Genomic DNA, 12540 nt, shown 5'->3' with positions numbered 1-12540 from the left:
CGCTTTCAGCGCGCGGCTGTCTGTTGCCGTTCCTGGCACAGGCCTGTCGCTGCCAGGTGTTGCACCACGTATTGAGCATCGCGTGCCACCCCGGAAAACCGTCCGGAGCCCCAGGTGTGCAGCCACGGCAAGCCGAGGAAGTACAAGCCCTGCCGAGCGGTAACGCCACGGGTATGGCCGGGATAGCTGCGGCCGTTGAAGACGGGCACATCGACCCAGCTGAAATCCGGCTGGAAACCGATGCACCAGATGATGCTGGTGATGGCGTTGGCGGTGAGCTCCAGTTCGCTTCGCTCTTCTTGCGGCGCCCACAGCGGCGTGTAGGGCGTGCCGATTGGTGCATCGATCGCGTTCTCGGCAATGTACTTGTCAATGCTGGCGTTGATGCGATTGTAGACCGCGTCGGCGGCCTCCAGGTTGGCGCCCAGGTCGCAGGCAAATTTCAGCGTGGTGCCTTCCAGGCTTTCGAGCCTGCCAAACAATTGCATGCCTTCGTGGGCGAAGCGGCGCAGGTCGATATCGCGTCCGCCATCACGCCCTGTGACGTAGTGGTTGGTGTTGTCGCGCACGCCTTCGCGAAGCGGGTGAGTGTCCACCCCAATGTCGTAGTAACCCATCTGCGCCAGCCAGTCGACCACGTCTTTGCCACGGTAGAAGCGCGCGCAACGCGGCGCATCGCCGACGGCCAGGTACACCTTGCGCCCGGCCAGATGCAAGTCTTCGGCGATCTGCGCACCGGACTGCCCGGAACCCACCACCAGCACGGCGCCGTCGGGCAAGGCCTGCGGGTTGCGATACTGCTCGGAGTGAATCTGCGTGATCTGCGCCGGCAACCGTTCGGCCAGGCGCGGAATGATCGGCGTGTGATAGCCGCCGCTGGCGATAATGACGTGGTCGGCGGTGAAGTCGCCCTTGGACGTATTGAGCAGGTAGCCGCCTTCAGGGCGTGCGGTCATGCGCTGTACCGCAACCCCTTCCTTGGTCGGGGCGTTGACCTTGGCGATAAAACCGTCGAGGTAATCGATGATCTGATCTTTTGTCATGAAACCATGGGGCGCATCACCCGTATAAGGGTGGCCTGGAAGGGCGCACTGCCAGTTCGGCGTCACCAGGCAAAAGGCATCCCAGCGCTGGCTGCGCCAGGTGTGCGTCAGGGTATGTTTTTCCAGGACCACGTGATCAATGTCCTGTTGTTGCAGGTAGTAACTGGCCGACAGGCCGGCCTGGCCGCCGCCGACCACGATGGTGGTGTAGTGAGTCATGTTGAGGTCCTCTTGAAAAAATGAACAGCGCCGTCAGATGTCGCCGAAGCCTGAGTAATGAACCGTGCCGGTGCCCTGATGTTTGATTTCCACGACCTCGACCTGAGCGTGCGGGTCGGCGAAGTTGCGCGCCCGCATACGCAGGCCGCCCAGGCTGTCCATTGCCGAACTGCAGTAGAAACCCTTGACCTGTTTGACGCGCTCCGAGGCCGCGTTCAAACCGGTTTCCGCGCGCTGTAAAAATTCGGCCATGGAATACGTGCAACCTTCCTGGAGGTGCTCGTAGATGGTCGTTGACGGTGAATAGGTGTTGCTTTCCTGGCCATCGGGCCAGCGCAGGCGAATGTTCACGGCGGGCATGTCAGTGCTCCTTTAACAAAACGGGGTGAGCGAATTCGCGATAGCTGAATCCGGTAAAAGCGTGGCTGGCCAAGTTCCAGAACTCGACCTGTTCCTGGCCTTGAATCACTTGCAGCCGGGCGCTGTCATCGACCTCGCCGATGCAGGCGCAGTGAATGCCTTGAGCGGCGAACGCAGCCTCCACGGCGGCGAGGTTTTCGCGCTCAAGCGTGAGCAGGAAGCCGTAACTGGGGAACGCTTGCAGCCAGCGCTCCATCGGCGTGTCAACCGGGATGGGCAGCGCTTCAAGGTGAACCCGCGCCCCGCAGTGGGTGGGTTCGAGCAGCATCAACAGGGTGCCTAGAATCCCGGCGTTGCTGATGTCCTTGGCCGCCAGCAGCAGGCCGGCTTCGGCCAGGCGTGGGATCACCTCGAGTTTCTCGCGCAAACGAGCGGCGGGCACGTTCTCGAAGGCTTTCCAATAGGGCGCGTTACCGTGCCACTGGCCATCCAGGTCCACCGCCATGACGATGAGTTGGCCTGGCGCGACGTGCAGGGTCGAGAGCAGGTTGCGCGCCCAGCCCGTGATGGCGACTGCCAGCGCCACAGGATTGCTGGCCGCCAGGCTGGTATGACCGCCGGCCATGATCAGGCCGTAGGCCGCGCAGGCGTCACGGATACCGGCCAACAGGCTGTCGGTGGCCTGTTGGTCATGGTGCCAATAGGCATTGACCACGGCAGTGGCGCGCCCCCCCATGGCCGTGATGTCGCTGACATTGGCCATAACGGCCGACCAACCGGCGAACCACGGCGCCTGTTCGACAAACGCCGGGATCATGCCTTCGATGGCCAGCAGTTGGTACTGATCGCCGCAGCGGATAGCCGCAGTGTCATCACCGGGCAACGCGTACAGGTCGTCGCCGCTGGCGCCCTGGCTCGGCTGTGCCGCTGCCGCCTGGCCGATGGCTTGCTTGGCCAGCATGGCCGGTGAGTTGCGCAGTGCCGCGAGCAGATCGTGCAGGGTGGTCTGCGGGTCAGCCATGCCGCACCACCTTGCGTGGCGGCAGTGCCACGTTGCGAGGCATGAAGGGGTAGCAGTCCAGTTGGGCCTGCATCAGGCAGTGCGCGTGTCCGAACACATCGATTGCTTGTAAGGTTTGCCAGTGCAGGCCCAGGAAGTAGCCCTCGTTGGCCTGTTGCACGGTGGCCAGAAAGGTGTGGCAGCCCAGGTCGATCGCACGCGACACCGCCTCATTGATCAGGGCCTTGCCGATCATGCCGTGGCGTCGGTAAGCGCGCTCCACGCACAAACGTCCGCCGTACCAGACGCCCGGTTCGGTTTCATAGATGCGTACCGCGCCGACCACCCGTTCGGGCATGCCGCAGTGATGCGCCACGGCAACGATCGGAATCGCCTGAAAGTCTTTTTCGTCGCGGTCCTGAGCCAGTAATTGCTGCTCGTCGGAAAACACCGCGCGGCGTAATGTGTAGTAGTCCTGACGCTCCCATGTGGCCAGTGCGGGCTTGACCAGCAGGTCATCGGCGAGGAAGTCGGCGAACGTATCGTCGATCAGGGCAAAGGTCTGTGTTGGCATGCTGGCGGCTCCCGTTACTCGTGATGTTTCAGGGCCGAGCACGCGCCGCATTTGGCGCAGCCGGCGTTGATGTTCTCCGAGTGCAGGCCGTGCTTGCGCAGGCTGGCACCGATGCGCGGGTAGAGCCGCTGCATGAAGGCGCTGTCGGGCTTGGGGTGATGGGCCAGCGGGGTACCGTCGATGGGCACGAACGGCACAACGAACGGGTAAACGCCGGCGTGGGCGAGACGCTCGCTCATCTGCACAATTGCTTCTTCGCTGTCGCCCAGCCCGGCCAGGATGTAGGTACTCACCTGGCCGCGCCCGAACACGTTGACGGCGGCTTCGAAGGCGCTGAAATAGCGCTCCAGCGGCACTTGGGCCTTGCCCGGCATGATGCGTTGGCGCACGGCATCAGTGACCGCCTCCAGATGCATGCCCAGCGATACCACGCCACTGTCCTTGAGCCGCATGAACCAGGCATCGTCATCCGGCGGTTCGCACTGGGCCTGGATCGGCAGGTCGACAGCGGCGGTGACGGCCGCCGCCGACTCGCACAGAATGGCGGCGCCGCGATCGGATGTCAGCGGCGTGCCCGTGGTCATGACCATATGCTTGACGCCATCGAGCTCCACCGCGGCCTTGGCCACTTGCGCCAATTGCGCCGGGCGTTTGCGGGCGATGGTTTTGCCCGATGCCAGGGAATGGCCGATGGCGCAAAACTGGCAGGCCGTGGCGGCCTCGTTCATGCGAATGCAGTGCTGTAGAACGGTCGTGGCCAGCACATCCTTGCTGTGCAGGGTGGCGATTTTCCAGTAGGGCGTGCCGTCTTCGGTGTTCAGGGCGTAGAAGTTGGGGATGCCCGGCAACTGCACCTGGCCCACCTGCAGCCCTTCGCGAAAGATCAGCGCTTGAGCTCCCGACGCATCAGGTACGGCGGAGTAGGGGGAGTTTTGCGACGCATGGTTGAGCATCGGCACCATCGCGGTGTGTTCGCCCAGGGTCAGCGCCTTGTGGTCCGAAGGGCCTGCGCCGCCTTTGCGCGTGAGGCCGTCGGCACCTTGCCAGCGCACACCGTGGCATTGCAATGCGTTCAACAGCAGGCTGTCGGGCGAGGACGCAGTCAGATTATTCATGGAGCGCGTCCTCGACGCTTTCGCGCCGTTCTTGCACATGTGCGGTGACGCGCCGGTCAATCAATAGGCTGAGCAGCTCGGGGCGGCTGTAATGACCGACCGAGTCCATCATGCGTTTGCGTTTGTTGATCAGCGCGAAGTCGAGGTCGGCGATGATCGCGCCTTCGCCAGTGCACAGCGGTTCGCCAAGCAATTTCCCTTCTGGCGAGACAATGGCGGTGAAGCAGCCACCGGAAATCGGTTCGACGGCACAGCCGGTGTCGGCCATGATCTGCGCCTGTTGCTCGGGGTCCAGCCACGCGGTGGCGTTGACCACGAAACAACCGGACTCCAGCGCATGGTGGCGGATGGTGACTTCGATCTGGTCTGCGAAGATCTGCCCGACCAGTGAGCCTGGGAACATCGCAGCATGGATTTGCTCGCCGTCGGCCATCAGCGCATAACGCGCCAGCGGGTTGTAATGTTCCCAGCAGGCCAGCGCGCCGATGCGACCGACCGCACTGTCGGTGGCGCGCAACCCCGAGCCATCGCCTTGCCCCCAGACCATGCGCTCGTGGTAGGTGGGGGTGATTTTGCGGCGATGCTGGATCAGCGTGCCGTCAGCGTCGAACAGCAACTGGGCGTTATAAAGCGTGCCACCATCACGCTCGTTGACGCCGATGCAGGCCACGATACCGGCTTCGCGGCACGCTGCACCTATTTGCCGAGTGACATCAGAGGGCACGATGACTGCTTGCTCAAGCAGGCGCAGATGCTCCTTGCCCATGGCGAAGGGCGGTTGCACAAAAGAAAAGTAAGGGTAGTAAGGCACCACAGTTTCCGGGAACACCGCGAACTGAACGTCCTTGCGACCCAAGTCCAGGAGCGTGTCACACAGTTTGGCGACCGTGGCTTCACGGGAATACAGCACCGGACTGAACTGAACGGCTGCGGCGCGAATAGTTGGCATGTGATGGGATCCTGTCAGGGATGATCGACGTTTCAATGGCCTTGAGCGTTCGGTGTCGGCGATGGCACGGAAGGTTGCCACCGCACGCTCCTTTCAGAAGGGGGGGCGTTAAGCCGTCCAGGTATCAATGATCATGGCGCCCTCACGACGCATCAGCAGGCGCAGGTCCATCACGTCCAGCGGGTTGATGGGGCGGATACCTTCGATCAGTGCTTTCTCGGTTTGGCCATACAGGGCCTGCAAGGCGAAGCGGCAGGCGTACACCTCACCGCCTTCGGCCATGAATGCCTTGATCTGGTTGTTGACGGCCAGATGCCCAGGGAAGGCTTCGGCGCCCAGGGTCGGAAAACCGCGTTGCACGCCCAGTTGTACGCCAGGCCCGTAGAGCAGGATCTTGGTTTCGAAGCCTTTGCGCAGAAGGCGTTTGGCTTGCAGCATGTTGACCAGGCCAATGGAGCCTTCAAAGGCAATGGTGTGGAATGTCAGCAAGGCTTTTTCGCCCGGTTCGGCTTTGACGTCCTCGAAGACTTTCTCCTCGTAATTGACCAGAAAGTCACCGTCCTGATAGTGGGCAATTTCTACATTTGGCATGTCTTACTCCGCAGTGCTGAATGGCTGGCATCGACGGCCGGAATCGGCGAGTCGTCGAGAGACAGAGAGCGAAGGGCGTGCCAGGTTGTGCGTGACCTACTGAGTTATTGCTTATCTAACTGATAAATATCGATATTTATTTTTTATACGATGGGAAAAGGATCAATTGAGGTTGCGCGGAACACTACTTAATTACGTAGATGTACGAATATTCGTACTGGTTTTAACGAATATTCGTAGTTTTTGGCCGCGCCTGAACGGAGGTCTGAACCGGCTTTTTCAGGGTGAACTGGGACTGTCGGTGGGTTACGAAATTCCGTATAAGTGAGGTTGGCCAAACCTGGTAATTACGGGACTTCGTAGCATGCGTGACACTGACTCCCTCGACGGCTGGACCGACCTGGCCTACCCCTCACGTCATATGGTGTTCGAGCACTGTGCCGAAGCCATTGCGTTACTCGACCCTTATAACGACCGCTTCGTGGACTTGAACATCGCGGCCTGCCAGTTGCTCAGCTACCCGCGCCAGGAGCTGCTGGAGTTTCCCGTGAGCAAGCTGTTCGGCCACCAATTGGCGGACTTGATCGTGTTTACCCAGGCGGTCATGGACAAAGGGCGGGGCTGGACCGATGAACTCAGTTGCAATTGCAAGAGTGGCGAGCGGATCGAGCTGGAAATCTCCGCCACCCGCCTGCTGGTCAAGGGCGTACAGCAACTGATCCTGGTGCTGCGTGAAAAGAGTCAGCAGCGCTACCAGCGCGATCAGGCTGAAACCGAGCGCACCATGCGTGGTGGCCTTATCGAGTGGCGCAATATCCTGAACCTGTTTCAGGAGACCGAGCGTGACAAGCAACTACTGCTCAGTTCGGTGGGCGATGGTATCTACAGCATCGACAGCGATGGGCTGGCGACCTTCGTCAATCCAGCCGGTGCCCGCATGTTGGGCTGGGCGCCCGAAGAAATGATCGGCAAGAATATCCATCGTATCCATCACCATACGCATGCCGATGGCGCCCACTATCCGGTGGAGGACTGTCCGATCTACAAGGCCGTACATGACGGCATGGTGCATGAGGGCCGGCAAGAGGTGTTCTGGCGGCGCGATGGCACATCGTTTGCCGTGGAGTTCACCAGCACGCCGGTAATCAGTGACGGCCGCATCATCGGGGCGGTGGTGGTGTTTCGTGATATCACCGAGCGGCGCACCACCGAGTTGCAGTTGCAGAACGCGCTGGTTGAATTGAAGACCCTGAAGCAGCGACTCGAAGAGCAGAACGCCTACCTGCAGGAGGAAATTCATATTGAGCACAATTACCGCGATATCGTCGGGCAGAGCGAGCCGATTCTGAAGATCGTCCAGCAGATAGATGTGGTCGGCCCGACCGATGCCAACGTATTGATCCACGGTGAATCAGGCACAGGTAAAGAACTGATTGCCCGGGCCATTCACCAGGCCAGCAAGCGTCGGGATCAGCCGCTGATCCGGGTCAACTGTGCGGCGATTCCGGCAGAACTGTTTGAAAGCGAATTCTTTGGCCATTTGCGTGGCGCGTTCACCGGGGCGGTACGTGATCGTGTCGGCCGCTTCGAACTGGCCAACGGCGGCACCTTGTTTCTGGATGAGATTGGCGAGATTCCCCTGGAGTTGCAGAGCAAACTCTTGCGTGTGTTGCAGGAAGGGCAGTTCGAACGGGTCGGTGAGGAACGAACCCGCAGTGTGGATGTACGGATCATTGCCGCCACCAACCGCGATTTACGTGCGGAAGTGCAGGCCAAGCGCTTTCGCGAAGACCTGTTTTTCCGGCTCAATGTATTCCCCGTTCACTCCCCGAGCCTGCGTGAGCGTCGTGCCGATGTGCCATTGTTGGCCTCGCATTTTCTCCAGCTCATTGGTGCCCGCTTGAACATGCCCGGTCATCGCTTGAACAAGGGCGACATGGCGCGCCTGCAGGCTTACGAATGGCCAGGCAATATCCGCGAACTGCAAAACGTCATCGAGCGCGCGTTGATTACCGCGACCGGAGCGGAACTGAACATCGACCTGCCCAATACCGCGACGTCCACACAGGTGGCCGCGGTGCAGGACAATGTACGGATCATGACCGAGCAGGAGTTGCGCACACTTGAGCGGGATAATTTGAGCGCCGCAATGGCGGCCTGCGGCGGCAAGATGTTCGGCAAGGACGGTGCCGCGCAGTTGCTGGGGATCAAGCCGACGACCTTGGCATCACGCTTGAAAAAAATGGCGCTCGATTGATCCAGAAAAATGCTCCGAACCTTTCGATTGGAGTAGGTGTAGTCAGAAGCAACGCAGACGTCCTCTGCTCAGCGATTTTTTTGGTAACGCTGGGGCGCACAGCCATGCCAACGCTTGAATGCCTGAGAAAAGCTTGAGGCGTCGCTGAATCCCAACCGCTCCGCAATATCTCTCATTGATAGCGAGTGACTTTCCAGAAGTTCCTTGGCCATTGCATAGCGGACCTCCATGAGCAACGAGCGAAATGAAGTACCTTCCTCGCTGAGACGACGCTTGAAGGTTCTCTCACTGGTGTTCATCAGTTTGGCCATGGATACTTGATCCGGCGGCATACTTCCGGCAATGCTGAGATACTGACGGACAATGCCCGCTGTACCTGCCTTCACACGGCGTTTTTCCAATAGCTCGCTACATTGTTGAGCACACATCAAAGCAGTCACAGGATTGGCTTGAGGGAGCTGATGTTCGAGAAACCTCAATCCGAACGCGAGGCTATTTATGTCTGTTCCAAATCGTGGATGAGCCCCTCCGAAGCTCTCTGGACTGATTTCCAGTTTTGCATGCCTGGGAAGAGAGTTGCGCAGTGTTAATCGCTCTAGCAAGAAACCGCTTCCGGCGAGCTCTCGCATGAGTACATACGCTGCTGCCATGTCTCGCGCTACCAGAAAGCGCTTAAGCTCATCCTTCAATTCGGGCTCTCCGAAACTCAGTACACCGAGCTCTCCATCTCGGTGAAAGGAGATCAACGTGAAGGCATAAGTCAGTGGTAAAAAGCGCAGGGCCAGAGTCATCGCATCGCCTAAGGTAGCGCTGCTGATAAGACCAAATCCCCACAGACCATAGGTGGAAAAGCTGTAACGCAAACCGGCCTGGAATCCCAGCGTCTCCGGTAACAACGAAGACTGACACAAGTTGGATATCACGCGAAGCTCAGCCGAAGCGGATACCTGCACGTTAGGGTCCCTTAGCTGATTGAATGAGAGGCCTGTTCCTCTTAACAATGTGGCTGCACTCATACCTAGGTTATGTCCGATCTCGACGAGAAGTCGCACACTACCGACGTCGCGGGTGAAGTCCCAGAAGCTCATCAGGCAGGCTCTTTTTTAGATAGAGTAATGGCCTAAATACTAAAGCAATTGCCACTACGTGTCATTCCTTTAAATAGCGTTAATACTTGTCCTGTCATTGCGGTGTCAATGCCATCCTGACAGTCTCAGGTGCGAAATGATACTGGATGCTATTAATAACAAACCAGCCTGTCCTGATGAAACATGAAACAGAAGACTGCATTAGTGAAGTTGTGTTTTGGTATTGGTGGTGATGGCGAAAACTTCTGTGGTGATAAGTTTGTTAACTAATTGGATGGCTACCAGATTATTCGTTACTAGGTAGCTATCCTCATTGCGATATACCGACGAAGTCTGCTCGGCGCCAGGTTCGTCAAGCGAAAAAGCCACGCCGCGATGAAACCAACCGGACGATGAGGCTTGCTAAAATCTCCTTGGTCATTGGCTGCCGCCCAGATCGACTCGGCAACATTCTCGGGGGTTAATTGAACACCAAGACGCTCCATGCTGCGGGCATTCATACCCTTTATCATGTCGGTTTGCACGAAGGGCGGCATGATGTCGATCACGCGAATCCCATGACGTTGCCATTCAATGTTCAACGCTTCGGTTAATCCGCGCACGGCAAATTTTGTGCTTGAGTAAGTAGCCAATGACGCCTGGCCATAGATTGCTGCGGTCGAAGATAGATTGATAACACAAGCGCTTGGGGTGCCAATTAAATACGGCAAGGACAGATAGCAACCATTAAGCAGTCCCTTGATATTGATATCGATCACCGTGTGGTGGCGTTCAAGCGGGCTGGACTCAAATGGGCCTGAAATCAAAATGCCGGCATTGTTAAGCAACACATCCAGTCGCCCCGTGCGTCGATGGAATTCACTAAGGGCTTGACTCCATTCTTCCGGGCTAGCGACGTCAAATTGCATCGAAAGCACATTCTGTGCACCTAACTCAGCTTTCAGTTCCGCAAGCGCCGCGTTATTAATATCACCCAGCCCGACAAACCAACCGCGCTCTACAAACAATCGCGCGGCTGCTCGGCCGATTCCGCTTGCAGCACCCGTAATGAAAATGCTCTGGCGCTTCTCGATAAGAGCCGCTGTCATGAATCAAGGTCCCTGTAACGAGGCATTGGCGTATGTGTTAGCAGCCTCAGCCTCCACGCGTTCACGTGTGAATGCCTCTAGCATGCGTAATGTCCGCCCCTGCATTCAGGCGAAGTTGCAGCCCATGGCTATGGAAAACCATTTTCGGCGCAGCATTGGCCAGTCCCAGTTGGGCAAGCCGCTGCGCCATTGGATGCGTACTGTTTGAGAGCTTCAGACGAAGCGATCCTGGAAGACAGCTTCTGCCGCCACCGCGGGTGTTGATCAGCGTGCGCAGCAGCGATCCGTTGTGGTGGGAGTACAGAACCAAGTCCAGCTGCGGGGCTGGTAGGCCTATACCTAGATCTCCAGATAGCTCCACCATAGTGTCCCCGGATTCGGGATCGCTTACCGTTCCTTTAAAGCGCTTCGCCTCCAACGAAAATCCGATGGGAGTAACGAATTTAGGGTATCCCCAGATCTCTTTTCCCGCTGCGCACGCTGCTTGAGTGGTGACGGGCAAATCGATCACATGGAATCCAATCTGTTGTTTGTCCAAGGACTTATAAAGCGAAAGCAGTGGACAGTGCGGCGTCTGTACGCCGTTGGGAGCACAGGCTATGGCTACACCGACCTCGTTGTAGGCAGAGATCGCTGTTTTCCTGTATTCGTAGAAGCCGACAACCACCAATGCTTTCCCCTTGGCGAATTGAACGGCAGTTACACCCGCATCCTTGAGGAAGGCATTTGCGATTTCGAACTCGACCTCAAACATGGCCATGAAATTGGAGTTGTCGAAATAAAGTATGGGTAGGTCAACATTACCTTCCGAGCTTTCGAACGGCGTCAAGGGGTACTGAAAGAATGGATCCTGGAGCAAGGTAGTCATGACTCAAACTCCAACAATAGGGTTATGTGGATTGAGCGGCAGAATCTGCTCCTGCCAATCCTCTATGAGCGATAAGCGATTTATTTGGTTGGTGCCTTCGAAAATCCGTGTCAGACGTATGTCCCGGAAAATCTTTTCGATCTTTTGTTCATGAAGACCACCATGATCAGCCAAGAGATCCATCGCCATTTCGACGACATGCTGCGCCCGGTCAGTAGCGTGGAACTTGCAAAGGGATGCATGCAACTGACGAGGTTTCCAGGCGCTCTTTGCCTCCTGCCAAACCAAGCTGCGTATGGCACGGGTTTCCGCCACCATCGTTGCAAGGTGCAGTTGCACGTCTTGGTAGTGAATGAGTTCTTTACCGCCAAGCTTGTACGTGCGTGCGAAGTCAACGGCGATCTCTGTGGCTGCACGCGCTAAGCCAACACCCATGGAGGCAACAGGCATTCGGGAGGCGTTGAGGGTTGCTCTGTTGAGTGCCCATCCTTTGCGCAATCCACCGATGACCCGGCTGTGGGGAACGAAGACGTCATTAAATTCAAGCTCGGCGGCGCCGGAAGCTCGCATCCCCATCTTAAGTTCGATACGTGGAACGCTGTAACCCGGGCTATCAGCATCGACGTAGAAGCACGTCCACGAGTCCATTCCTTCGCCGTCGAGCGCCGCAAACACGGTTGTACTCTTTGCAAGATCTCCGCCGCTGATGAAGCACTTTCGGCCATTGAGGAGGAAGCCGCCTTGTGTCGGCGTCGCTATTACGCCGGGGCGATAGGTTTCTGCGCCATGACCTTCCTCTGCATCCGACCCTGCACCGGGTTCGGTGATCGCAAATGCCACTAGATGCGGGTCACCGCTCAGGCAGCTGCGGTATACCGGGGCCAGGTGCCGCGTGATAGTTCCCAGGCTGCCGGAAAGAAGCAATGGCATGCAGCCGAGGTGATGCGCTGACAGCAATAACATCAGGCCGCCGCAAGCGCGGCTGAACTCCTCAACGACTAGCGTGCACTGCCAAATCGGCGGTTGAGTGACGGCCCCCCACGGCATGGTTCCGAGCGGTGCCGGCATAAAGTAGCTCAACCATCCGGCTTTTCCCGCCTCAACCAGAAGTCGTTGGACTACGGGTAGGCATTCACCGACCGGCAGGTGTGCTGCTAAATCCACTTCGCTGGCCAGGGGAGCAATATGCTGATCGGCGAAGAGGCGCGCGGAGCGACGAATCTTGGCCAGCGCCTTTGGCAGCCGAGCTGTATCGGTTTCCCACAAATCCCCACGAACGTAGTGGGTGAACGGTCGAGCGAGGGCTGAAAACTCGCCATACTGCCAGTGTGGCGAGAGTTGATGATTGGATGGCAGATGCCCATCAAGGTGCATATTCAGGGACATGG

General features: G+C 58.1%; 12 protein-coding genes. 1 reads left to right on the top strand and 11 read right to left on the bottom strand.

Features of this window, described 5'->3' with window-relative positions:
- Window positions 1-5 precede the first annotated feature (5 nt).
- The 7 genes from ACVWZP_RS06830 to ACVWZP_RS06800 all read right to left on the bottom strand — a co-directional run bounded on the left by ACVWZP_RS06830 (window position 6) and on the right by ACVWZP_RS06800 (window position 5851).
- Complete coding sequence (locus ACVWZP_RS06830) at window positions 6-1262, bottom strand: MSMEG_0569 family flavin-dependent oxidoreductase (RefSeq protein ID WP_126589425.1); 1257 nt, start codon at window positions 1260-1262, stop codon at window positions 6-8.
- A 33-nt stretch (window positions 1263-1295) separates the two neighbouring features.
- Window positions 1296-1622: an MSMEG_0570 family nitrogen starvation response protein gene (locus tag ACVWZP_RS06825; protein ID WP_177034401.1), complete on the bottom strand. Its 327-nt coding sequence runs from the start codon at window positions 1620-1622 to the stop codon at window positions 1296-1298.
- A 1-nt stretch (window position 1623) separates the two neighbouring features.
- The gene (locus tag ACVWZP_RS06820) at window positions 1624-2643 is read right to left on the bottom strand and encodes a sll0787 family AIR synthase-like protein (protein WP_288077915.1); all 1020 of its coding nucleotides are present in this window, start codon (window positions 2641-2643) and stop codon (window positions 1624-1626) included.
- Window positions 2636-3196 (bottom strand): MSMEG_0567/Sll0786 family nitrogen starvation N-acetyltransferase, encoded by a 561-nt coding sequence (locus ACVWZP_RS06815; RefSeq protein WP_046383294.1) that lies wholly within the window; start codon window positions 3194-3196, stop codon window positions 2636-2638. The genes ACVWZP_RS06820 and ACVWZP_RS06815 overlap by 8 nt, the downstream gene beginning before the upstream one ends.
- A gap of 14 nt (window positions 3197-3210) precedes the next feature.
- Window positions 3211-4311 carry an MSMEG_0568 family radical SAM protein gene (locus ACVWZP_RS06810; RefSeq protein ID WP_046383295.1) on the bottom strand — a complete coding sequence of 367 codons (1101 nt, stop codon included), beginning with the start codon at window positions 4309-4311 and terminating at the stop codon, window positions 3211-3213.
- Window positions 4304-5260 (bottom strand): Nit6803 family nitrilase, encoded by a 957-nt coding sequence (locus ACVWZP_RS06805; RefSeq protein WP_046383296.1) that lies wholly within the window; start codon window positions 5258-5260, stop codon window positions 4304-4306. Before ACVWZP_RS06805 ends, ACVWZP_RS06810 begins: the two co-directional genes overlap by 8 nt.
- Window positions 5261-5368: 108 nt before the next feature.
- The gene (locus ACVWZP_RS06800; protein ID WP_039012830.1) at window positions 5369-5851 is read right to left on the bottom strand and encodes an MSMEG_0572/Sll0783 family nitrogen starvation response protein; all 483 of its coding nucleotides are present in this window, start codon (window positions 5849-5851) and stop codon (window positions 5369-5371) included.
- 364 nt (window positions 5852-6215) lie between these two features.
- Here ACVWZP_RS06800 and ACVWZP_RS06795 point away from each other — a divergent pair, with 364 nt between their 5' ends.
- On the top strand, window positions 6216-8108 hold the full coding sequence (locus tag ACVWZP_RS06795; RefSeq protein ID WP_046383297.1) for a sigma 54-interacting transcriptional regulator: 1893 nt from the start codon (window positions 6216-6218) through the stop codon (window positions 8106-8108).
- Window positions 8109-8176: 68 nt separating this feature from the next.
- Here the strand turns inward: ACVWZP_RS06795 and ACVWZP_RS06790 are convergent, their stop codons facing one another.
- The 4 genes from ACVWZP_RS06790 to ACVWZP_RS06775 form a co-directional block, all read right to left on the bottom strand.
- Entirely contained in the window at window positions 8177-9196 is a 1020-nt protein-coding gene (locus ACVWZP_RS06790) for an AraC family transcriptional regulator (protein ID WP_457369590.1), read from the bottom strand.
- A 296-nt stretch (window positions 9197-9492) separates the two neighbouring features.
- Window positions 9493-10284, bottom strand: a complete 792-nt coding sequence (locus tag ACVWZP_RS06785; RefSeq protein ID WP_457369589.1) for an SDR family oxidoreductase — start codon at window positions 10282-10284, stop codon at window positions 9493-9495.
- Window positions 10285-10345: 61 nt separating this feature from the next.
- Window positions 10346-11152: an acetoacetate decarboxylase family protein gene (locus ACVWZP_RS06780; protein ID WP_301556257.1), complete on the bottom strand. Its 807-nt coding sequence runs from the start codon at window positions 11150-11152 to the stop codon at window positions 10346-10348.
- 3 nt (window positions 11153-11155) lie between these two features.
- The gene (locus ACVWZP_RS06775) at window positions 11156-12538 is read right to left on the bottom strand and encodes an acyl-CoA dehydrogenase family protein (RefSeq protein ID WP_457369588.1); all 1383 of its coding nucleotides are present in this window, start codon (window positions 12536-12538) and stop codon (window positions 11156-11158) included.
- Between the last annotated feature and the right edge of the window lie 2 nt (window positions 12539-12540).

This window comes from Pseudomonas sp. TE36184 (genome assembly GCF_054060055.1).
This window is presented reverse-complemented; position numbering and strand designations above follow the sequence as displayed.

Bases quoted from the DNA above. Each gene is read 5' to 3' on its own strand.
- ACVWZP_RS06810 (WP_046383295.1), bottom strand. From the start codon at position 4,311: ATGAATAATCTGACTGCGTCCTCGCCCGACAGCCTGCTGTTGAACGCA.
- ACVWZP_RS06830 (WP_126589425.1), bottom strand. From the start codon at position 1,262: ATGACTCACTACACCACCATCGTGGTCGGCGGCGGCCAGGCCGGCCTG.
- ACVWZP_RS06825 (WP_177034401.1), bottom strand. From the start codon at position 1,622: ATGCCCGCCGTGAACATTCGCCTGCGCTGGCCCGATGGCCAGGAAAGC.
- ACVWZP_RS06785 (WP_457369589.1), bottom strand. From the start codon at position 10,284: ATGACAGCGGCTCTTATCGAGAAGCGCCAGAGCATTTTCATTACGGGT.
- ACVWZP_RS06800 (WP_039012830.1), bottom strand. From the start codon at position 5,851: ATGCCAAATGTAGAAATTGCCCACTATCAGGACGGTGACTTTCTGGTC.
- ACVWZP_RS06780 (WP_301556257.1), bottom strand. From the start codon at position 11,152: ATGACTACCTTGCTCCAGGATCCATTCTTTCAGTACCCCTTGACGCCG.
- ACVWZP_RS06820 (WP_288077915.1), bottom strand. From the start codon at position 2,643: ATGGCTGACCCGCAGACCACCCTGCACGATCTGCTCGCGGCACTGCGC.
- ACVWZP_RS06805 (WP_046383296.1), bottom strand. From the start codon at position 5,260: ATGCCAACTATTCGCGCCGCAGCCGTTCAGTTCAGTCCGGTGCTGTAT.
- ACVWZP_RS06790 (WP_457369590.1), bottom strand. From the start codon at position 9,196: ATGAGCTTCTGGGACTTCACCCGCGACGTCGGTAGTGTGCGACTTCTC.
- ACVWZP_RS06815 (WP_046383294.1), bottom strand. From the start codon at position 3,196: ATGCCAACACAGACCTTTGCCCTGATCGACGATACGTTCGCCGACTTC.
- ACVWZP_RS06775 (WP_457369588.1), bottom strand. From the start codon at position 12,538: ATGTCCCTGAATATGCACCTTGATGGGCATCTGCCATCCAATCATCAA.
- ACVWZP_RS06795 (WP_046383297.1), top strand. From the start codon at position 6,216: ATGCGTGACACTGACTCCCTCGACGGCTGGACCGACCTGGCCTACCCC.